The following is a 21974-nucleotide window of genomic DNA, read 5'->3' on the forward strand; positions in this document are numbered from 1 at the left end:
AAATCTGCTTTTCATGCCTTTTTACCAATATTTTAACGGTGAAATCGTTCCGCTCGACCAGCCCGTTTTTCAGACCAACGACCTCTCGTTGCTGCGTGGCTATGGCTTATTCGATTTTTTCAGGACTTATAATGGCATTCCCTTCCGTTGGGAGGATTACTGGCAACGCTTCGAAAATTCCGCGCGGTTGCTGAAACTGCCGCTTCCGGTGACGCGGGGGGAAACTGAAAAGATCCTGGCGGATTTGCATTCCATGTCGGGTGAGGCGGAAGTAGCATTCCGGTTTGTGCTTACAGGTGGTTATGCCCCGGATGGCGTGCATGTGGTGCAACCTAATTTGCTGATCCGCACCGAGGCATTGCCGCAAGATAATCCGGCTGGCCGTTTGAAAGGTATTAAAGTGCTTCCTTACGAATATGTTCGCGATTTGCCGGAGGTTAAAACCACCAATTATGTGCATATGGTGCTCATGGCCGACGAACTGAAACGCCAGAATGCGGCCGACCTGCTTTTCCACAAAGACGGCGAAGTAAGCGAGCTCACGCGCAGCAACCTGTTTGCATTCCAGGGCGACAAACTCATTACCTCCGACCGGAATATCCTCAACGGCGTTACCCGCCGCGTGGTCATCGAGCTTGCCCAAGCACACTTCGAGGTAGAAATTCGACCGATAACCTATAAAGAAGTGATTACCGCCGACGAAGTTTTCACGACTAGTACCACCAAATGGGTAATGCCCGTGGTGCAGATCGGCGACCAGCCTGTCGGAAATGGCCTGGCCGGCAAACGGACTTTACATTTGCAGAAGCAATTTGAAGAACTGGTAGCCCGCTGGGGCAAATAAAAAAGTGGCGATCCCGACGGGAGCGCCACTTTCCAATTACACTCTGCAATAAGCACTTATCTAGTTAGGCGCATTCGGTGATTGCAAATTGACGATCGGCCACTTACCTGGCGTAGGAACGCTTACGCCCTTGGTAGCGCCTCTGGTCGTTCCGTCCTGACCAAAATAATAAAGTGGCCAGCCTTTGTAAGTCAGCTGTTTTTTCCCAAACACATCGATCGTGCTGAACAAGGTCTTATCAACTCCTGTGGGCAGCGATTTCAGGTCGGCAGTGTAAATAGGCCAGGCAGCGTCGTTCGAAAAGTCGGGCTTGGTAAAATTGTTCTTATTGTTTTTGTCGTTGACAAACGCGTACAATGTTCTTCCCTTGCCATCGGTGAAGAATTGAGTAGCACCAGTACCTTCGGTGTAGTCCGATTTGTACGATTTTCCATCGTTACCCACGAGCTGGCCGCTGGCAATCATAATGGTGTAGTCGGTTTTGGCGACGAACCAAACTGTACCTACATTCTCTCCTTTCACATCTCCCGCAACCGCATCGTCTTTGTAATAATAAAGCGGCCAACCTTTGTAAGTTGTTTGTGACTGGCCGCCCGTCGTAATCGTCGCGAAATCGGCCTTATCCAAACCAGCATCGAGTTTGATCGCCGTGAGGTCGCCTGCCGAATAAATTGGCCAGTTGACCAGGCATTGTCCCGAGCAAGCCGAAGCACCGGACGCATCCTTTGAAAAATAGTAAAGCGTTCTGCCCTTGCTGTCGGTCAGGATTTTGCCCAGCGTCGCATTGTCTTTCAATTGAACATCGTTGGTTGGTGTGGGCGTGGGGGTATTGTCGTCATCGTCCGAGCAGGACAAGCTAACGGCCATTAACAGTCCCAATGCCACCAGCATTTTGGAAGTTGAAAGGATTTTCATCGGATCTAATTGTGATTTGTTAAAGATGAATTGGATACGTCGCGATTACGACCAAATCTTTCCGATGGTTGCGTGTATAGATTAAAACAAAAAAAGCATAACCGGTGAAGGTTATGCTTTGGGGAATTTTGCCGGGAAATAAATCAGGCTGTCCAGCCCTGCGCTGTGAGCGGCACACGCGAATCGGCTTTGGTATGAAGCTCCACTTCGCCCTGTTTATCTGTGATATAACCGATAAAAGTAATCTTGGGATTGTTTTTAATCAGCTCGTAGGCTGACTGGGAAACCGTGAAAAGCAATTCATAGTCCTCACCTCCGTTCAATGCGGCCGTGGCCGCACCGATATTCAGTTCCGACGCCGCCAGGTAGGTCTGCTCGTCAATCGGCAGGCGTTCTTCGAAAATCACCGCTCCCACGCCCGATTGCGCACATATATGCAGAAGGTCGGAGGCGAGGCCATCCGAGAGGTCGATCATTGAAGTCGGAACGACTCCGGCTTCGTCGAGTTCGAAAACCACGTCCATTCTTGCTTCCGGGCGCAATTGGCGCTGGATTACATAATCTTTCCCGTCCAGCTCCGGCTGCATATTGGGGTTCGCCAGGAATACCTGTTTCTCCCTTTCGAGCAATTGCAGGCCCATGTAAGCACCTCCGAGGTCACCCGTCACGCAGAGCAGGTCATTGGGTTTGGCCGTATTCCGGTATGCGATCTTGTCTTTTTTAACCTTACCAAAAACGCTTACGGAAATAATGAGCCCGGACCGTGACGAGGTCGTGTCACCGCCCACCAGGTCCACATTAAAGTCCTTGCAAGCTACTTTTATTCCTTCATACAGCTCGTCGACCGCCTCAACCGAAAACCGGTTGCTCAATGCAATACTGACCGTTACCTGCCGGGGAATTCCGTTCATCGCAGCAATGTCGGCGATATTAGCCGACACGGCTTTGTAACCAAGATGTTTAAGCGGAAAAAATGTGAGATCAAAATGGACTCCTTCCAGCATCATATCGGTGGTCAGCAAGCCGAACTCTTCTCCTGCGTCGATTACCGCCGCATCGTCACCTATCCCTCTCACAGTGTCGGGGAGCGATGTCTGAATGCCTTTATTTATTCTTTGGATCAGCCCGAATTCACCCAGGCTGCTTATTTCAGTTCTTGTTTCCATCCCGCAAAATTAAATAAAAAAGCGAAGCCATTCCCTCGGTGGGAATGGCTTCGCCCTGGTTATGTTCAATCAACGTTCCGCTTACGGGTTAGTCAATGTATACTCATTAATAGTACCCCCTGTTTTCGGACTTGCCGTAAGGCGTGTAAGCACCAGTTTCGCATCGTCGATCGAGTTGATCGTGAATTCCAGCTTCCCTCCCGAACCGGTTGGCGCAGGGGTCAGGTTGGTCAGAACCAGCTTTGTATCGCTTTCCAAATCCCAGTTTCCTGTGAATGTTTTCGCATCCACGTCAATCAGGCTCACTGTTTTAGTACCACCGCTGTTGGTAAGCGTCAGGCGGAAACCTGAATAGGCAGCTTCGATATTGCCTGAGCCGCCTCGGGTGTAAACCACCGTTGCGCCGTGCTTCACAGATTCTGCTGTCCATGCCTTTGCGATTCTTTCAGATACAGGTGCAACTTTCTTTTTGCAACCAGCAACTACCAGTCCCAAAATCATGATTGAACACCATAGAAGAGCGTAACTTTTTCTCATATTTTATTTTTCGTAAATGTCTTTTCAAAACGCCAAGTTCTTACTTTTTAGTCTTATAATCAAAATATTCATGGCAGATCGTTTCTTAATTTTCCTGCGGATTACCCTTATCGCTAAATTGCGCGCCAAATTCAAACCAATGAAAGTATATACCAGGGCACAACTGGCGCTTCGTAACGGGCAGGACCGGGAGGAAATATGGTGTGCATATAAAGGAGTGATTTACGACGTGACCTCGTCGCGCCTTTGGCGCAATGGCCATCATTACGAGCACTGGGCCGGGCAGGACCTCACCAAAGAGCTCGGCGACGCCCCACATACCGAACGCGTTTTCGAGCGTTTCAATGTCATCGGCAAGCTGCAACTACCCTAATAATCAACCGAACGATTCTTCATGTATTTCAAAAATATCCTGATCGCCGACAGCGGTTCCACGAAAACAGACTGGGCATATATCGATTCACGGTCCGACGCTCGGAAAACCGGCAAACACGAGTTGGTTCAGTCGGCGGGCATTAACCCGTTTTACCAGACAGCGGAAGAGATAGCCCCTGTTTTACAAGGCCAGGTTGCCCGGGGCATTGGCAGCGACGTTCAGGAAATCCACTTCTACGGAGCGGGATGCGCCGACGAAAAATCGAGCATGCCCGTTACCAATGCACTGAAACAATGCTTTCCTTCGGCCAATGTCGTAGAAGTGGCTTCGGATATGCTCGGGGCCGCGCGCGGGTTGTGCGGGCACGAGCCTGGGCTTGCGTGCATATTAGGCACGGGCGCGAACAATGCCTTTTTCGATGGCGACTGCATTACGCATTCAATCGGCTCGCTGGGTTTCTGGCTGGGCGATGAGGGAAGCGGCTCCTATCTGGGCAAAACGTTGGTTGTCCATTACCTGCAAAACGAGCTGCCGGAGGACCTGCAAGCACTTTTCATTGCGCAATATCCCAGCCTCGACCGCCTTACCGTGCTTGATCATGCCTATAAAAAGCCTTATCCAAACCGGTATTTTGCTTCGTATTCCAAATTCATCGCAGAAAATCGTACCCACGAATTCATGCAGACGCTGCTAGGCAATGCATTCGGGTTATTTGTGAAAAAATATGTTTTGAAACATGCCAATGCCGACCATTACCCGGTCCATTTTACCGGATCGATTGCCTATTATTACCAGGATATCCTTCGAGGGGTGCTCGAAAGCAATGGGTTACAAGCAGGACGGATACTGAAATCGCCATTGGAAGGATTGATCGGTTACCACCTGGCCGATCCGAAGTCTAAAAGTTAATGAAATGTTAAACAGCCCCCGGCCGGTCATGTTACGGCCGCCACGGCTGTTTAATTGAACGAATGGCTGTATATTTATTGGTCATTTCGAGTTAGTTATGTCAAGACGTACCATTCAGTCCCTCACGGTTTTTTCCGCATTGCTCATTATCGGCGTCGTTATCACGCAGATTTACTGGGTAAAGCAGGCCCTTGACCTCAGGCACCGGCAGTTCAATCAGAATGCCCACATTGCATTGCAGGACGTTGCCGGAAAACTGGCCAACGTCTGCGGCGTAATGCAAACCACGAATCCCGTAGAGCAATTGTCGCCGGAATACTTTCTGGTGAATACCAATGCAACCACCCAGCCCGAAATCCTGGAACATTTTATCAAGGATAGTTTTCAAAAACATAACCTGATCACGAATTTCGAGATCGGCATTTACGATTGTACCACCAACCGGATCCGCTACGGAATGTCGCTGAGCACTAAGAACAGCGAAAAGATTCCCACTAAAACGACCAACTGGATTAAAACCGATAAATACCCTTATTACTTCGGCGTACGCTTTCCCGAGCAGGAAACCTATTTTGCGGGGAGCATTAGCGGGGCTATTTGGTCCTCGGCGCTGGTACTGGTGGCGGTTTCGTTCTTCGCCTATGCATTGTTTGTGATTTTAAGACAAAAACAGCTTTCCGAAGTGCAGCGGGATTTTGTCAATAATATGACCCACGAGCTGCAAACGCCTATTTCGACCATCCGCATTGCCGCCGACGTGCTCAATTCCGAAAATATCGTGGCCCAACCGGCACGCCACAAACGCTACGTGCAGATCGTCCAGGACGAAATCCTCCGCTTGCAGGGGCAGGTGGAGATGGTACTTTCTATGGCCAAAGCCGAGCGCGATGCATTGCACTTGCAAAAAGAACGGCTCGACGCCCGGCAGATGATTGAATCCATTTTGCTTCCGTATGAAGAAAAAGTGCGTTTTCAGGCCAATGCAACCAGCAGTATGATCGACGCCGACCCTTTTCACCTCCGTTGCCTGCTCAGCAACCTCGTCGATAATGCGCTGAAATATTCGGACGATGTACCGGACGTGGTCGTCGAAACATACAATAAAGGCAATAACCTCGTTATAGCAGTCCGCGACCAGGGTATCGGCATCGCACCCGAGTATCAGAAGAAGGTTTTCAACCAGTTTTTCCGCATTCCCTACGGCGATGTGCATAACGTGAAAGGCTTCGGGATCGGGCTGAGCTATGTGAAGCAGATCGTCCGGGCACACCACTGGCACCTTGCGCTGGAAAGCGTCCTGGGCAAAGGCAGTACATTTAAAATCACTATTCCGCAGAAACACGCTTGATGAAAAAGAGAATCCTGTACGTCGAAGACGACCCCAATCTTGCATTTGCTACCAAGGATAACCTCGAAGAATACGATTACGAAGTCGTTCATGCCACGGATGGAGCCGAAGCGCTCGAATTTTTCGGTAAGGAGCATTTCGATATTTGCGTGCTCGACATTATGCTTCCCAAAATGGACGGCTTCACATTAGCCGAAAAAATCCGCAACTCCGACAGCCAGGTCCCCATTCTCTTTCTATCCGCCCGCTCTATGCAGGAGGATAAGATCAAAGGCCTCAAACTCGGCGCCGACGATTACATCACCAAGCCGTTCAGCATTGAAGAGCTTAAATTGCGTATCGACGTTTTTCTCCGCCGAAGCAAAGCGGATTCAATATTGGTTGTGAAACCAGGCAGCAAGCAGATCGGAAAATATTTATTCGATTTTCAAAAACTGACATTAACCCTCGAAGGGAAATCTCAAAGCCTCACATTTCGCGAAGCCGAAGTGTTGAAATTTATGGCCGAACGCACCGATCAGGTGATTCGCCGCGACGAGCTTTTGAAGGCTATCTGGGGCGACGACGACTATTTTATGGGCCGCAGCCTCGATGTTTTCATTTCAAGATTACGGAAATACCTCTCGGGCGATCCCGATATCCGCATTGACAATGTACACGGCGTCGGGTTCCGGATGCGATGGTAAAATGCAGTTTTTTTTGAAAATTTGTTTTGCCGTTACTTGCTCAACAAAAATTAATTACGCATCTTTGCACCCTCATTTGGAAAAATTGTAAGTCATGGCTAAGGTTTGTCAAATAACAGGTAAAAGAACTCGCGTCGGAAATAACGTTTCTCACGCTAACAATAAAACAAAACGTAAATTCTTCCCGAATTTGCAAAAGAAACGTTTCTTCCTTCCTTCATCAGGAGAATGGGTTACGTTGAAAGTAGCAGCTTCTGCTCTTCGTACCATCAACAAGAACGGTATCGAAGCAACTATACAAAAAGCATACGACAAAGGAACGCTTACGTTCTAAAAGGAATTTTACGAATTTATTGGAAAAGGACTTTCCTCCGATCGGGAAGTCCTTTTTTTCGTGGATTGTTTATTCCAAACGTGTTTCGTTATGGCAGCAACCGGCCAGGTCTTTCTGTTACTAGGCTCCAATCTGGGCGATCGCCCGCAGGTGCTCGCAGCCGCACGCGAGGCGATCGGCGAGCAGGCAGGGAGCATTGCAGGCCAATCCGCGATTTACGAAACTGCCCCCTGGGGTATTACCGACCAGCCTGCTTTCCTGAACCAGGTTATTGAAATCTCCACCTCTCTCCTGCCTGAGGATTTGCTCAGGATCATTCTCAACATCGAGCACGACCTCGGGCGCGTGCGCTACGAGCGCTGGGGCGCGCGGGTGATCGACATCGATATTTTGTATTTCGGGCAAACCGTCTTGGACAGCGCCCGCCTTACATTACCGCACCCACGCATTCAGGACCGCCGTTTTGTACTTGCGCCATTAGCAGAGATCGCGCCCGCTTTTCTCCACCCACTTTTACAAAAAACCTCCTCACAACTTCTGGAAGAATGCCCCGACACCTCCGTCGTGTCAAAAATACCTTGAAAAAATGCTATTACTACATTAACAGCTTCATTTCGGGCATCGAGCCATTTATTCCAGTTTTTTACCAGTTCATCATTTTTTGCTGTCATTTTAGGCTGATTAACACGTGCTTTGCTGGCCTTTGTAACTATTGCTGAAATATTTTTTCTCAATACGCAGGGGGTATATCCACATTGAGTTGTCACGGAGAAAAGGAAAAATTCAATTTAATCGTCTGCATTAAAAACGGCTATTTCCCTTTTGCCAGCAACAGAATAAACCAGTTTTTAGTAACTACCATAAAAGTCCATGAAAAACAAAGTACTCAAATGCCTTCTATTAGCCTTGATCAGCCTGCCGGCCCTCGCACAGAACCGGCACTCGGTGAGCGGTTACGTCAAAGACAACTCCAATGGCGAGGGACTCATCGGCGTGTCCGTGTATGTGCGTGAGGCCGAAACAGGCGTGGTCACCAACCCGTATGGTTTCTACTCACTCACGCTTCCCGACGGTAAGTACACGCTGGTATTTACCTACATCGGCTACCAAAAAGCGACCCGCGAGGTAGTACTGGACGGCGACAAGACCGTTAGCATCGAAATGTCCGACGAAAGCAACCAGCTTTCGGAAGTGACCATTTCGACACAGAAAGAGGATGAAAACGTCCGCAGCATCGAGATGTCGGTGAACAAGGTCGAGATGAAAACCATCCGTAAAATGCCCGCATTGCTTGGAGAGGTCGATCTGATCCGCAGCATTCAGCTGCTCCCCGGCGTGACGACCGTCGGTGAGGGTGCCTCGGGCTTCAACGTGCGCGGCGGCGATGTTTCGCAGAACCTCGTACTACTTGACGAAGCGCCGGTATATAACTCATCTCACCTTTTCGGATTCTTCTCGGTATTCAACCCCGACGCGGTGAAGGACGTAAAACTGATCAAAGGCGGTATTCCGGCACAATATGGCGGCCGTATCTCCTCAATCCTCGATGTACGCATGAAAGAGGGGAATGCCAAAAAGCGGGAGATCAACGGCGGTATCGGTTCGATATTTTCGCGCCTTACTTACGAGCAGCCATTCGCAAAAGGAAAAGGGTCTTTCATCGTAGCTGGCCGTCGTTCGTACATCGATATTCTGGCAAAACCGTTTTTGAACTCGGATTTGAAAGATTCCAAATTCTATTTCTATGATTTGACGGCGAAAGTGAATTACCAATTGGGTAACAAGGATACTTTCTACGCATCAGGTTATTTTGGAAAAGATGTGTTCGGAGGAGGTGATTTCGGATTCGGATGGGGCAACAAAACGGCAACTGCCCGCTGGAACCACATTTTTTCGAACAAGCTTTTCATGAACCTGACCGGTTATTACAGCAACTACGACTATAACCTGGGCCAGAATCAGAACAAACCCGATGCCAAGGACAAATTCGACTGGAAATCGAAGATCATCAGCACGAGTATCAAACCTGATTTTACCTACTACATCACCCCCAACAATCAGTTGACGTTCGGCGGCCAGTACATCTATTATGATACACGCCCCGGCAAAGCCACGGCGATTTCGGAAGGAGAAATGACCGATATCAGCCTCGAACCGCGCTATGCCGACGAGTCAGCTTTATATATTGGCCATGAATTGAAATTCGGTGATCGTATTTCATTGCAATACGGAGCGAGGTACTCCTACTTCCGCAGCCTCGGCCCAGCCACGGAGTATCAATACGCCGAAACGGAAAAGGGCGCCAGCAAGAAGCCGGTTTTCCCCGGTACCGAATATAAAAGAGGCGACGTGATCAAAAGCTACGGTAATTTCGAGCCCCGCGCTGCATTGAATATTGGTATTACAAGCAATGCCTCCATTAAAGCCAGCTATAACCGCACTTCACAGTACCTGCATTTGCTGTCGAACACGGCAGCCAGTTCACCACTTGATGTATGGACATTGAGCGGGATCAATATCAAGCCCGAAAAGGCCGACCAGGTTGCATTAGGATGGTTCCAGAATTTTCAGGATAATACCTATGAGGCTTCGGTGGAGTTGTATTACAAAAAAATGTACAATCAGATCGACTACGTGCCTGCCTCTGATCTGCTGCTGAACGAGTATTTCGCCGGTGACCTGCTATTCGGCAAAGGCCGGGCCTATGGAGCGGAATTTTATTTGAAGAAAAACAAAGGCAGGCTAACCGGTTGGCTGAGCTACACATTGTCAAGAACTGAGCGTCTGGTCGAATCAATTAATAACGACGACTGGTTCCCCGCACGCTTCGACAAACCACATAACATTACTGCGGTGGCCATCTATGAACTGACCAAACGTCTGTCACTTTCGTCGAACTTCACGATCCAGAGCGGCACACCAGCCACATTCCCCACCAACCGGTACACTGTTGGTAGTATCACGATCGGTAACAATTACAATGGCCTGCGCAACAACAGCCGCATTCCTGCTTACCACCGTCTGGATCTGGCTGCTACCTTAAAAGCGAAAAAGAAGCTATTCAAAGTAGGGGAAGGCGAATGGGTGTTCTCGGTTTACAATGTATACAACCGCCGCAACCCGTTCTCGGTCTACACGCGGATCAACGAAGACAACCCGCTTAAAGCAGAAGCCGTACGTTACTCGGTGATCGGAAACTTCATTCCTTCCGTCACTTACAACTTCAAATTCTGACATCAATCAACGGAAATCATTACAAAGCCTGAAAAACAGCAATGATGAAAACATTAAAATATATCAAATACCCGGCATTGTTCGCACTTGCATTGATAAGCCTCACAAGCTGCGAGGACGTGATCAACCTGGACACAGCTGACGGCCCTTCGCAGCTCGTGGTGGACGGCTGGCTGAACAATCAGCCCGGCGAGCAGGCAATTACGTTATCATGGTCGCAAGCCTACTTCAACAACAGCGCTCCGAAACCCGTACTGGGCGCAGAAGTGACCGTTACCGACGATAAAGGCAAAGTTTACAAATTCGTGGACACCGACGGCGATGGCAAATACACCTGGGGTAAAACCACTGCCGACACGCTTGGACACGTGGGCCGCACTTATTCGCTCAAAGTGGTGAACGGTACAGATATTTTCACCGCCAAATCCGAGCTGAAACGCGTGCCAACCGTGGATTCAGTGGTATACCGGCATGAAAAATGGCCTTTCGAACCGGATAAGGGGCCTCGCGAAGGTTTTGTAGCCTCATTCTACGCCCGGGATCTCGAAGGTGTGGGGGATACTTACTGGATCAAACCCGTAATCCGCGGCAAAGCGGTTGTCGATAAAGCGGTCAATATTTCGATCGCCTACGATGCTGCATTTGGTGCCGGTGCTCCTTCCGATGGCCTGATATTCATTCTGCCGTTGCGCGAATCGATCACCACCGACTCCCTCTATTCCGCAGGTGCGGAAGTGGGTGTGGAACTTCATAGCATTACTTATGAGGCATTTGAATTCCTCAAACAAGTAAGCGAACAGGGTGCAAACGGCGGATTGTTTGCGACACCTATCGCCAACGTCCGTTCCAACATCATCAATGCTGACCCAAAAGGCCCCAAAGCCCTGGGCTTTTTCAGCGCGTCGGCTGTGAGCCGCAAAGAAACGGTGATAGACCCTGAAAAGGCCCGCCCGGACAACGATTAAGATTACACTTCAACAGCAGATGTATCCACTGGAGAGCCCCGGTTCCCAGTGGATTTTTTGTTATATTTCATGCTTAAAAAAACTGACTTATGAAGAGCCTCCTTTCATTCCTCCTCATTCTGCCCCTCACTCTCGCCGCACAGAAGCGCCCCCGCGAATTGGGGATCAAAATAGGCGTGCTACCCACAGGCGCATTGAATGCGATCACGGATGTGGCAGGTGTGAAGGTAGGCCAGGTAACGCTCACGGAAGGCGCGGACGTACGCACGGGCGTGACGGCCATTCTTCCACACGACGGCAACATGTTCCAACAGAAGGTCCAGGCGGCGATGTACATTGGTAATGGCTTCGGCAAAATGACAGGCTATTCGCAGGTCGAGGAGCTTGGAACGATCGAATCCCCTATTGTTTTAACCAACACACTGAGCGTTCCCACAGCCGCCGACGCCGTGATCGACTGGACGCTGGGACAGAAAGGCAACGAGAATGTCAGATCGGTCAACCCTGTCGTCGGAGAAACCAATGACGGCTTCCTGAACGACATTCGTGGGCGCCACGTACAGAAAGACCACGTCCTTAATGCATTGGCCCAGGCCGAAAATGGTCCGGTGGCGGAAGGGAATGTAGGAGCGGGAACCGGCACGGTCTGCTTCGGATGGAAAGGCGGCATTGGCACAGCCTCACGCAAACTACCTGAAAAGCTGGGCAATTACACGGTAGGTGTGTTGGTACAGACCAATTTTGGAGGTGTTTTGAAGGTAAATGGTGTTCCTGTGGGCCAGGAACTCGGCAAATATGCATTCAAAGAATCGCTCGACAAGTCTTCGGACGGCTCCTGCATGATGGTGCTCGCTACGGACGCCCCTTTGGACGCCCGCAACCTGAAACGGCTTGCAAAACGTGTCATGCTCGGCATGGCGCAAACGGGCGGCATCGCCGCGAACGGCAGTGGCGATTATGTGATCGCATTCTCCACAGCAAACAAAGTATTGCATGAAACGGCCGAACCGGTTTTCAGCTCGACATTCCTGCACAACGACTATGTTTCGCCACTCTTTATGGCCGCCATGGAAGCTACCGAAGAAGCGATTATCAATTCACTCTTCATGGCTAAAACTTCGGAAGGGACTCAGGGGCACAAGATAGAAGAGCTGCCCAGGGACAAAGTGCTGGAAATCATGCGCAAGTACGGCCGGATCAAGGAATAACCGGAGGTTTACTTAAACGTATATAGTAAACAGTCAGTGAATACCCCTAAGGGATTCCCTTATATTTGACATGATGTAAACAATTAGTTAGGATTTCGACTAAAAAGCCCTAATTTTCAACCCCTTACGAAACCGGGTAATCTTACCTGGCTATTCCTGTACTTTCCCGTATTGCCGAACCTGTCGCTTAGGATTACTTTTGACATGCAAATTCTAGTACTCAACCCCGAAAAGTATGGAACATTCTATTACACACGCGTGCCTCGTTCATCCGCATCCTCTGGAATGCGAGGCGGTTGCAGAATGGCTGAGGAGGAGGTCTTACATCGAGCTGGTTGGTAAATGCAACAATCTTGAACAAATCACCCAGTTACCCTACCTGAAAGACATCGATATAGTAGTTGTATTCGCACATCACGCCGAGAAGACGGCAGACCAGATTTTAAAGATCAGAAAACTCTACCCCAAATTAAAATTCCTTCTGCTCGCCCCCAGCCCCTCGGCCGAATCGGTCCGGGAGGTGGTACGGTCGGGTGTAAGCGGCTACATTGTTTTCGAAGCCGAGCTCGATGAATGGGAACGCGCCATACGCTCCGTTTCAGAAGGGAAAGTGTATTATGGGCAGGAAGTAATGCTCAAATTGGCCGAAACATCCATGGATAAATACATTCAGGAGCCCGCACCTTCCACACGTGATTTTTTAAGCAAGAGGGAAGTTGAAATTCTCCGGCTCGTAGCCAGCGAGTACTCTACCAATAAGATCGCCAGCGAGTTGTGCATCAGCGACAAAACCGTCGAAACCCATCGCCGTAACCTCTTTCAGAAACTGGGTGTCAGAAACTCGGTAGGCCTCACCAAAATAGCCGTCCGCATGGGCGTAGTGTAGTTTTTTGTTGATGTTCGTAGTGGAAAACCCTTAGAAAGGATAGTCAAAACCATTAGTAAAATCAGGGTAAAAATCCGAAAAATTCAGGGTATCTGCCGATTGAAATAGCGCCTGCGCCGCAACAACTTTGTCTAAGTATTTTAATTATGGAACTGACAAAGCGCGAAAAGGAAATCCTGGATCTGGTCATGGACGAAATGAGCTCCAAGGAGATCGCCGAAAGGCTGGAAGTGAGCATTTCCACCGTGGAAGCCTACCGGCGAAGTCTGTTCAGAAAATTCGGTGTACGTTCGGTGATAGGGCTGGTGAAAGCAGCCATGAAAATGTAATTCGCGTAATTATAAATTGGTATGGCAGATATTCGTCGCATGGCCGTCAACTGGGTCGACGGGATGAAAATCTCGCGGCAGCATTTTATCGAAACAGATCACTACCACACCGATCAGGTTCGACGCGCCGGGGCCGCATTGTTAACGCCGCTGAACTATGGCCTGCTGCTCCCGAAAGACGGGAGCGATCCGCTGGAAATACAGGTACTGGGTGACGCGGGAAATCAGATCAGGGTAAAACTGAACCGCTGCCAGGCCATTTCGCCCGACGGCAGCATGCTTGACCTCGAAGAAACCGACGATCTCAGGCTCGATACTTCGCTTTCCGGAATCCTGGAACAATACCGGCTTCCGATGACGCAGAATCTTGAAATATATATCGTACTCAGCGTAGGCATGTTCGAAAGGCAGCCGACCGGAACACCATCCGAATCGGAGATCCCTGTGCGGCATCCTTACACGCTCCCGCTTTACCGCGTGAGCCTCGTACCCTCGGAACTGATCAATATCGACCAATGGGGCGGGCCGGGGTTGATCATCGGCAAACTTGCCTATAGTAATTCAGAGCTCCGCGTTTTGCACGACTTCGTGCCGGCGAGTTGCACGGTACGCAGCCACAAAAACCTGCGCGAATGGCACAGCCGGTGGACGGGCTATCTGAATGACATAGAAATGTATTCGTTTCGGATCCTGCAAAAGATCAAGACCAAGAGCCAGAAAAGTACGCTTTCGGACAGTGTTCAAATGATGGTGGAAAGGTTGGTGAGCACGATGACAATCGTCAATATCGGATTCCAGAGATTAGCCCCTTTCGAACCACCGGTACAAATGGTAACATCCATGTGCCAGACTGCACAAGCGGTCCGCGTGTCGCTGGAATGCCTCACCGACCGGGAAAAAGAAGAACTTTTGGGTTACCTGGCCGAATGGGCGGACGATTCGCCGGGAAGTATAGAAAAGCAATTGCTGGCTGTGATCCAGGCACCTTACAACCACAACGACATATTGCCTTGTTTGCGGATCATCGACAGTTTTTACAGCATGTGGACGGCCCTGTTTCTCAAACTAAGCCAGCTCGAATTTATCGGCAAACGCAAAGGACAGCAGGTTTTTATCATCGAAAGCCCCGTACACGAGCCGCCGGTGCAACCAGAGAAGACCAAATCGAGGTGGAGCCCCCTTTGACCGTCCCATTCCCCGGGGTTTAAACCCCGGGATATATATGATAGACGCCTCTGGCGTCGCAACCTGTGATATTCTAACCCAGGGTTTCAACCCTGGGCCACAAGACGATACGGTACCCAGCCCCATAACCGCACCAGCATGTAGCACTAATGGAACCAACTAACAAAACCCAGCGAAAAACAGCAATAGGAAGGTTTGTGGGCATGTATGTACTGTCTCTCACGTTCCCACTGGCAGCCGTATACCTGCTTATGCGGGTCCCCGACTCGGTTTCCTCTTCGGAAACCCGCCGATACCGCGAGATCGTCGAAGAACAGGGCTCGATGCTGGTTGATACCGACACGCTTAGCCAGATATCGCGGAGGCTCATTCAGCTCGACGGACTGTACAGCAGCGCCACCGACGAAATGGCCAAAGCGACAGCCCGGACGCAGCTGGTGGATATCGAAAGCCGCGTCAATAGCATTATGAGTCATTTTAATAACCTGGCGGCAGCCGCGACCCACGAACAGAACAAGCGACTTTCGACCGGCATTGCAAAGCTGACCGAGGCATTGGTTACCTACCGGCAGACCATCGGCGAACTCCGGCGAACATTGGACAGCAAAGGCATAGACATGCAAATGGTGAATGATCTCCGTAACCAGATTAATATGAAAGATCTGGAAATCAAAGGGATGGAACGCCAGCTTCTGACTGCTGCAGTAGCCGGTGGCGGGGGTGGTGGTGGCGGTGGTGGCGGAGGAGGCCCCGACAAAGAATTGCAAGCCAAAGTAGCGACGCTGCAACGCGATCTCGACAATTGCAGAAGTTCAAAATCGGGCAGTGGTGATATTGTGGCTATTCAAAAGCAACTCGACGAATGCTTGTCAGCCAAAAGCGGCACCGCCGTCACTTACCGCGAATGGCTCCGGTATTCCGAAGCGGAAGGTTATTACCAATTGTTGACCCAGGGCAACCTGCGCAAAAACGACCGGAAGGTATATTACGACCAGGCGAAACAGATATTTGACGGTTTACAGGTTTCGACCGCCAATAAGGACATGAAGGCCAAAGCGACAGAGCGGTTATTGGCATTACAAAAAAATCAGCCCTGAAAAGTAGCATCCACCCCATCCTATTTATCCATGCAAACCGAAGCACTAAGATACGCGATCACGGTCGCACAGTCGCTAGCGCGCGAATACCGGCAGGAGCGGTTTGGTCCCGCGCATCTGCTCATGGGCCTGCTGCACAATGACGTGGGCCTCGCTTCCGAGCTCGTGATGGCAGGCAAAGACCTCCCATACCTGCGCGACTGGGCAGAGGTACGCCTGGAAGAAAGCGCCAAATCGGTGCGGGTTCCCGAGTTGTCACAACCCGACAACCAGGCCGCGGCGGCGCTCGAACTGGCGGACCTCATCGCATTGCAGTTCAATATCGATACCGATCCGCTTTGTGCATTAGCCGCATTGCTCAAACCCGGCGTGGGTTTTTCATCAGATCAGTTGAAATCCCTGCCCATTACTCAAAAAGAAGTACTGGCCCTTCATAATGCCCCGCCTGTTTCAGGAAATGGGGAAAATCAAAGCACAAAACCGATAGCTTCGGCAGCGAAAGGTACCGGCTATCTGGAAAAATATACTTCCGATAAAACACAGCGAGCCGCCGAAGGTAAAACAGATCCCATTATTGGTCGTGACCGGGAAATCCGTCAGATGGCCGAAATCCTGGGCAGGCGCAGCAAACCGAACGTAATATTAACCGGTGAACCGGGTGTAGGCAAATCGGCACTGGTGGAAGGGTTTTCCAAACTCATTGCAGAAAAAAAAGTCCCGCAATTACTCCAAAATGCCCGCTTGCTCGAACTGGACACAGGCGCGCTCGTGGCCGGGGCATCTTATAAGGGAGAAATCGAAGAGCGGTTAAAAGGCATTCTAAATGAATTGAAGGGCTTTGATAAAGCCATCCTCTTCATTGACGAAATCCACATGCTGCTGGACCCGAAAGGCTCCATTGGCGCAGGGGTTGCTCAATTGCTCAAACCGGAACTGGCACGTGGCGAGCTCACACTAATCGGCGCTACTACGCCGGAAGAATATAGAAAGTATATTGAAAAAGACGAAGCGTTCTCCCGCAGGTTTGAGGTACTCCATGTGGAAGAACCCGACGAAGCCACAGCTACGCGTATGATCGAGCATATGCTGCCCGTTTACGAAGCGCACCATGGCTTGAAAGTCTCCGAAGGCACGGCGGCCGAGGCGGTCAAACTTGCGAAAAGATATGTAAAAGACCGCCGCCTTCCCGACGTCGCCCTCGATCTGCTCGACCGGACAATGGCCGCCATGCGGTTAATGGACGAAGTATCTGAAAATGAGTTAATAACCTTGCAAACCGATCTCGACACACTGATGGCGGTTGACGAGGGCGAAAGACTGCACGAGCTCAAATGGTTTGCCCGGCAGCTGCCCAACAGGCTGAGCCCCCTGCTTACCGGCCAACTCGACGCAAACGACGAAACCGACCTGGATACCTCAGAAGGCATTCATAACCAATTAAATACCAAACTATCGGCATTACGAAACCTCGCCACGCGACGCTCAGATTCGATCAACAAAAACGATATAGCCGCCATTATTTCCCACAAAACCGGCATACCGCTCGGTAAGCTCCAAAGTTCCGAACGCGACAAGTTGCTGGGAATTGACGAAGTATTGAAAAAAAGGGTGGTAGGCCAGGACCAGGCCGTGAAAGCATTGACCGAGGCAATTCTTGAATCCCGCTCAGGCCTCATCAAGGCCGGACAGCCTATTGGTTCGTTTTTTCTCCTTGGGCCAACAGGAACTGGGAAAACCGAAATCGCGAAAGCACTCGCGGATTTCCTGTTCAACGACGAGTCTTTCCTGATCCGGTTCGATATGTCGGAATTCAAGGAAGAACATTCGGCTGCATTGCTTTACGGCGCACCTCCAGGTTATGTGGGTTATGAAGAAGGCGGCTTGCTCGTCAATAAAATTCGTCAGAAACCCTATTCAGTGGTTCTTTTCGACGAAATAGAAAAGGCGCATCCGTCTGTTTTCGACCTTTTCCTCCAAATTCTCGACGAGGGCAAGTTACACGACAGGTTGGGGAAAGAGGGTGATTTTTCCAATGCCGTGATTCTCTTCACCTCCAACATAGGGCAAGAGCATATTATTCAGGAATTCGGCAAGGGTGGCACTCCGCGGTCATCAGATCTGATGGAGATCATGGCTAAATATTTCAGGCCGGAATTTTTGGCGAGATTAACCGAGATTGTCCCGTTTGCACCGATCTCAGAGGATAATGTGGTTAAAATATTTGATATCCATTTGCGCAGCCTTACAGACCTGCTCGACAAACAGGGTATCAGCCTCAATCTTACGCCCGAAGCACGGAAAAACATCGCGATGCAGGGTTTTACACCGAGATATGGCGTAAGGCCGCTGAAAGGCGTCATCCGAAACCTGCTCCGGAGGCCGGTAAGCCGGATGATCATCTCAGGCGAGGCCGGAAAGGGATCGGTTATTGAAATCAATACCAACGAAAACGGTGAGGTGGTCTGGAATGTCCATCAATCCGAAGGCGTTCTCGAATAGCACCCATCCTATCAAACTATTCACACCTTCCTAGATCGAAAATGAGTGTACTTGGTAATGCAGTCGCACAGTTTGCGCAATCTAACCTGGCTAGCCAGGTTGGAAACGGAGAATGCTGGACCCTGGCCGAACGCGCACTTCAAAGCGCAGGCGCCAGAACATCCACCCAAATCATGGGCCATGTGGGCACGGATGACAATTACGTCTGGGGCACCGCCATCACCTCGGCCAACCTGGAAGCGGGTGATATTATCCAGTTCCGCAATTATAGGTTCCGGTTCGACAGCTCGGATGGTGCCTGGCGGACAGAATCTCGCCCGCATCATACAGCGATCGTGATGTCTGTCGACACTTCCGGTACCGTAGAAGTATATGAATGCAATGTAAATAACAGCAGAAACGTACAGCAAAACCGCCTGTACCTCCGCACGGGAGCCATGAGCGGTGGGAGCGTGACCGTCTCGGGACAAATGTGGTTTTACCGTCCCCAGGAACGACCGACTACCTGACCTTTCCTGCGAGAAGTTATCCATCCAAAAACCTTAAACATTATGCACATTCACCTATTCAGAAATGCGCGACGGTGGGATTCCTGCCTCATCCCGATCGACGATACCACCTTCGGAATGATCTTGCAGTTCAAGGTGCATCTTGTGCGCGTAGAACCGACCACCCGTTTTTTCATGGGCGAAACCTACGCCACCGGAAATGGCATTCTGCATGATACTTATGGCCGTTTCCACCTCCAACGGTGGCCCGACCGCGAATGGGAAGACTACAAGAGTCGTTTTGTTACAGTGGTACAAAGGCACTGGAGCGATAAAATGGTACTAGATCCTAACAAAGATTGGTATGTTCCCCGCACCAACGCAGCGCGCAATTCGGCCATCATTCAATGCGGATTGTCCATTCAGCTGGTCGACTCGGCTGCCCAGGCACATCAAACTTACCGGATCATCCATCCGCAGGAAGATACATTCAGATCTTTTGTAGTCGAAGCCGACCGGACCGGCGTATTCACCCAACACGACCTTGAATCGCACTGGAACGACCGCCGCACCCGTATCGGCTCGGAAACGCACAGCGTGTCGTTTTTGCAAACTACCATCAACCATGAATTTGGACACACGCTCGGGCTGGAACACGTCAATGGGACCGGGAACAGCGACAGTCACTATGGCGTGACATTGTCGGAACGCGAAAACCAGATGGGCATGGGCGGGCTGCTCACCGCACGTCACGCACAGCCTTGGATCAGGCGCCTGCGCAACCACCTTATTCCGCAAACGCATTACGACGCCACGGTTACCTTCCGCGGAAGGGTTGCTACCCCGCAGCTGATCGAATATTGGGACAACGACTGGCAACCTGCCACCACGGCAGCTTCCTGAAAATGAATGATCAAATCCGCTGGATACAGCGATTACAGCCATGCAAAAGTTAACCAGACTACTAATCATTACGGGTATTGCCTTTCTTTTCGAGTCTTGCAATATGTTTGCCCCGGTAGATCCGCTCACACCGGCGGCATCGGAAGTGAGTGTTGAGCAGGTGTGGACCTCGGGCGCGACGGTGAGGGGGAAAATCGAAAATCTCGACCCTAAAAACGACCGCCAGGAAAAGAAAAGCGGCAAGATTCTTGAATACGGCTTTGTTTGGGCTACACAAAACCAGCCTACTCTTGAAGCCGGAACGGTGATTAAAGTAGGAGAAGATAATCCACCGACCCCGTTTGAATTTGTAAGGGAGATAAGCCGCTTGTCTGTGCTGACCACCTATTACGTCCGCACTTATGCCCGGAACCAGGGCGGCGGCGTGGGATATGGCCCGGTAGCGACTTTCAAAACGGACGACTATGTTTTCGCAGAACTTTCAATCGGCAAGATCACAACAACTTCTAAGGCATCGGCGGATGTTGTAGTCAATATCCTGTCACTAGGCAATGCCGAAATCACGTCCTTCGGAGTTTGCTATTCCCCTACGAACAATGAGCCGACGACCAAGGACAGCCGGGCGAATGCCAATGGCAAAGCGGCCAAAGGCGCCTTCACTGTCAATGTGAGCGGATTGTCCCCTGGAACTACTTATTATGCGCGTGCATTCGCCATCACGCTGGGTGGTATCATTTACAGTGACGCTACAACAGGGTTTACACTGGGTGAACCTTCTGTTTTTACCCCCAAAAAATCATTCATTATGTACTATTCCAATCCATATGACCTGGATCTGGGCCAACTGGTGTCACAAATGGGCTCCGATGACTGTACGTGGTATCCCTACAATGACAAGCCGGGCATTTACCCAAAGAACGGGGCGAAGTTTGCAGTCCTGGGCAAAGTGAATTTCGATCAGGTCAAATACGCGGATCTCGCGCGGGCTAACCTCTCTCCGAATTTCATTAACGGGAGTTACACCGATACCAAGGCGAACCAGCTGGAAAACGGAACCGTCATCGCATTTCTGACGAATCAGGGCAGGTATGGCAAGATGCTCATCGATGCCCACGGCGAAGATCGCACGCCTGGCACGGCTGGTGGAGGAGATATGGAAGTGACCATTTTGACTTACGACAAACAGTAAGCGTATATACAAACCCGTAACCGGGATTAACTAAGTAGAAACCCCATGAAAAACCGGCTGAAAAGATATGTAATGCTATTGGCTGCTGTGATCTTCCAGTCATGTAATCTCTTTTCGCCCGTTGATCCGCTTCCACCGGCATTTTCGAAACTGGAACTGGTCGATATCAGGCGCACGGAGCTCACTGTAAGCGGCACAATATTCAACCCTGACAGTAAAAATGACCGCCAGGAAAAGAAGAGCGGTGGCATTCTGGAATACGGACTGGTGTATGGAACAACATCTCAGCTGGATATCCAGAAAGATAAGGTGATTAAGATCGGAGAAAAACCGGCGCAGGTCCCGATTTCAATTCAAAATCAGAAAATAACGGGCCTTGCTGCGGATACCCGATACTATGTGGCCCTCTTCGCCCGCAACGAAGGTGGTGGAATTGCTTACAGCGAAATACTGGAAGCCAAAACGACCATATCACCCGCTATTTCCGCTACGCGTAGTTCGGTGAAAATTACCAATGGTCCCGGACTTGCATTCGATTTGGATGCAGGGAATATGATTTCGTCCAGCGACCCAAAAGGAGATGTGATACTCGACCTGTTCACCATTACCGGGAGAGGAACGACGTTGTCGATCACGGGAGCCGGCAATTTACAGCTCAAAAATCTCGGTGTCGCCGATTACGACAAGCTCACCTACCTCGATCTGGCGCTGATCAATGATATGAGCCCCAAAGCCATCGGTTTCGTTGTCAACACACAGACGGCCAATTCGGTGATTGCATTCAAGACCGGAGAAGGCAGGCTGGGCAAATGGCGGATAGAATCCATTTCGGGGAATGTGTTAACGATAAGCCTGGCCACGTATGAAAAATAATGG

The 21974-nt window shown here is 50.3% G+C and carries 22 protein-coding genes; 19 read left to right on the forward strand and 3 right to left on the reverse strand.

From position 1 onward, the window contains the following. Window positions 1–13: 13 nt before the first annotated feature. Entirely contained in the window at window positions 14–844 is an 831-nt protein-coding gene (locus tag ACTJJJ_RS27125) for an aminotransferase class IV (protein ID WP_426292300.1), read from the forward strand. Window positions 845–904: 60 nt separating this feature from the next. Here the strand turns inward: ACTJJJ_RS27125 and ACTJJJ_RS27130 are convergent, their stop codons facing one another. The 3 genes from ACTJJJ_RS27130 to ACTJJJ_RS27140 all read right to left on the reverse strand — a co-directional run bounded on the left by ACTJJJ_RS27130 (window position 905) and on the right by ACTJJJ_RS27140 (window position 3426). Next, window positions 905–1759, reverse strand: a complete 855-nt coding sequence (locus ACTJJJ_RS27130; protein WP_229223304.1) for a hypothetical protein — start codon at window positions 1757–1759, stop codon at window positions 905–907. 143 nt (window positions 1760–1902) lie between these two features. After that, the gene (gene thiL, locus ACTJJJ_RS27135) at window positions 1903–2925 is read right to left on the reverse strand and encodes a thiamine-phosphate kinase (RefSeq protein WP_188938607.1); all 1023 of its coding nucleotides are present in this window, start codon (window positions 2923–2925) and stop codon (window positions 1903–1905) included. A gap of 81 nt (window positions 2926–3006) precedes the next feature. Next, the gene (locus ACTJJJ_RS27140) at window positions 3007–3426 is read right to left on the reverse strand and encodes a hypothetical protein (RefSeq protein ID WP_188938608.1); all 420 of its coding nucleotides are present in this window, start codon (window positions 3424–3426) and stop codon (window positions 3007–3009) included. Window positions 3427–3601: 175 nt separating this feature from the next. Here ACTJJJ_RS27140 and ACTJJJ_RS27145 point away from each other — a divergent pair, with 175 nt between their 5' ends. The 18 genes from ACTJJJ_RS27145 (at window position 3602) to ACTJJJ_RS27230 (ending at window position 21971) form a co-directional block, all read left to right on the forward strand. Further along, complete coding sequence (locus ACTJJJ_RS27145) at window positions 3602–3835, forward strand: cytochrome b5 domain-containing protein (RefSeq protein WP_440703595.1); 234 nt, start codon at window positions 3602–3604, stop codon at window positions 3833–3835. Between the two features lie 21 nt (window positions 3836–3856). Next, window positions 3857–4747 (forward strand): N-acetylglucosamine kinase, encoded by an 891-nt coding sequence (locus tag ACTJJJ_RS27150; protein WP_440703596.1) that lies wholly within the window; start codon window positions 3857–3859, stop codon window positions 4745–4747. Between the two features lie 97 nt (window positions 4748–4844). Further along, on the forward strand, window positions 4845–6095 hold the full coding sequence (locus tag ACTJJJ_RS27155) for a sensor histidine kinase (RefSeq protein ID WP_440703597.1): 1251 nt from the start codon (window positions 4845–4847) through the stop codon (window positions 6093–6095). Continuing rightward, window positions 6095–6781 (forward strand): response regulator transcription factor, encoded by a 687-nt coding sequence (locus tag ACTJJJ_RS27160; RefSeq protein ID WP_188938612.1) that lies wholly within the window; start codon window positions 6095–6097, stop codon window positions 6779–6781. Before ACTJJJ_RS27155 ends, ACTJJJ_RS27160 begins: the two co-directional genes overlap by 1 nt. Window positions 6782–6875: 94 nt before the next feature. Next, window positions 6876–7115: a 50S ribosomal protein L28 gene (gene rpmB, locus ACTJJJ_RS27165; protein ID WP_090384950.1), complete on the forward strand. Its 240-nt coding sequence runs from the start codon at window positions 6876–6878 to the stop codon at window positions 7113–7115. Between the two features lie 90 nt (window positions 7116–7205). Further along, window positions 7206–7697, forward strand: coding sequence for a 2-amino-4-hydroxy-6-hydroxymethyldihydropteridine diphosphokinase (folK, locus tag ACTJJJ_RS27170; RefSeq protein ID WP_440703598.1), 492 nt, complete (start codon window positions 7206–7208; stop codon window positions 7695–7697). A 288-nt stretch (window positions 7698–7985) separates the two neighbouring features. Then, window positions 7986–10349, forward strand: a complete 2364-nt coding sequence (locus ACTJJJ_RS27175) for a TonB-dependent receptor (RefSeq protein WP_188938614.1) — start codon at window positions 7986–7988, stop codon at window positions 10347–10349. 41 nt (window positions 10350–10390) lie between these two features. Further along, on the forward strand, window positions 10391–11314 hold the full coding sequence (locus tag ACTJJJ_RS27180) for a DUF4249 domain-containing protein (RefSeq protein ID WP_188938615.1): 924 nt from the start codon (window positions 10391–10393) through the stop codon (window positions 11312–11314). Between the two features lie 89 nt (window positions 11315–11403). Further along, complete coding sequence (locus ACTJJJ_RS27185) at window positions 11404–12522, forward strand: DmpA family aminopeptidase (protein ID WP_188938616.1); 1119 nt, start codon at window positions 11404–11406, stop codon at window positions 12520–12522. Window positions 12523–12757: 235 nt separating this feature from the next. Continuing rightward, window positions 12758–13408, forward strand: coding sequence for a response regulator transcription factor (locus ACTJJJ_RS27190; protein ID WP_188938617.1), 651 nt, complete (start codon window positions 12758–12760; stop codon window positions 13406–13408). Window positions 13409–13554: 146 nt separating this feature from the next. Continuing rightward, window positions 13555–13737, forward strand: coding sequence for a response regulator transcription factor (locus tag ACTJJJ_RS27195; protein WP_188938618.1), 183 nt, complete (start codon window positions 13555–13557; stop codon window positions 13735–13737). Window positions 13738–13758: 21 nt separating this feature from the next. Further along, complete coding sequence (locus ACTJJJ_RS27200) at window positions 13759–14922, forward strand: hypothetical protein (protein WP_426292305.1); 1164 nt, start codon at window positions 13759–13761, stop codon at window positions 14920–14922. Between the two features lie 149 nt (window positions 14923–15071). Continuing rightward, complete coding sequence (locus tag ACTJJJ_RS27205) at window positions 15072–16019, forward strand: hypothetical protein (protein WP_440703599.1); 948 nt, start codon at window positions 15072–15074, stop codon at window positions 16017–16019. A 30-nt stretch (window positions 16020–16049) separates the two neighbouring features. Then, a complete protein-coding gene (locus ACTJJJ_RS27210; protein ID WP_440703600.1) occupies window positions 16050–18518 on the forward strand; it encodes an ATP-dependent Clp protease ATP-binding subunit in 2469 nt (822 codons plus the stop codon). Between the two features lie 41 nt (window positions 18519–18559). Beyond that, window positions 18560–19027 carry a hypothetical protein gene (locus tag ACTJJJ_RS27215; protein WP_188938622.1) on the forward strand — a complete coding sequence of 156 codons (468 nt, stop codon included), beginning with the start codon at window positions 18560–18562 and terminating at the stop codon, window positions 19025–19027. A gap of 42 nt (window positions 19028–19069) precedes the next feature. Next, a complete protein-coding gene (locus ACTJJJ_RS27220) occupies window positions 19070–19909 on the forward strand; it encodes a hypothetical protein (protein ID WP_440703601.1) in 840 nt (279 codons plus the stop codon). A 40-nt stretch (window positions 19910–19949) separates the two neighbouring features. Then, entirely contained in the window at window positions 19950–21098 is a 1149-nt protein-coding gene (locus tag ACTJJJ_RS27225; RefSeq protein WP_426292310.1) for a hypothetical protein, read from the forward strand. A 45-nt stretch (window positions 21099–21143) separates the two neighbouring features. Then, window positions 21144–21971, forward strand: a complete 828-nt coding sequence (locus ACTJJJ_RS27230; RefSeq protein ID WP_440703602.1) for a fibronectin type III domain-containing protein — start codon at window positions 21144–21146, stop codon at window positions 21969–21971. Window positions 21972–21974: the final 3 nt, after the last annotated feature.

Origin of the sequence: Dyadobacter sp. 22481, assembly GCF_052044875.1 — a bacterium.
Classification (GTDB): domain Bacteria; phylum Bacteroidota; class Bacteroidia; order Cytophagales; family Spirosomataceae; genus Dyadobacter; species Dyadobacter endophyticus.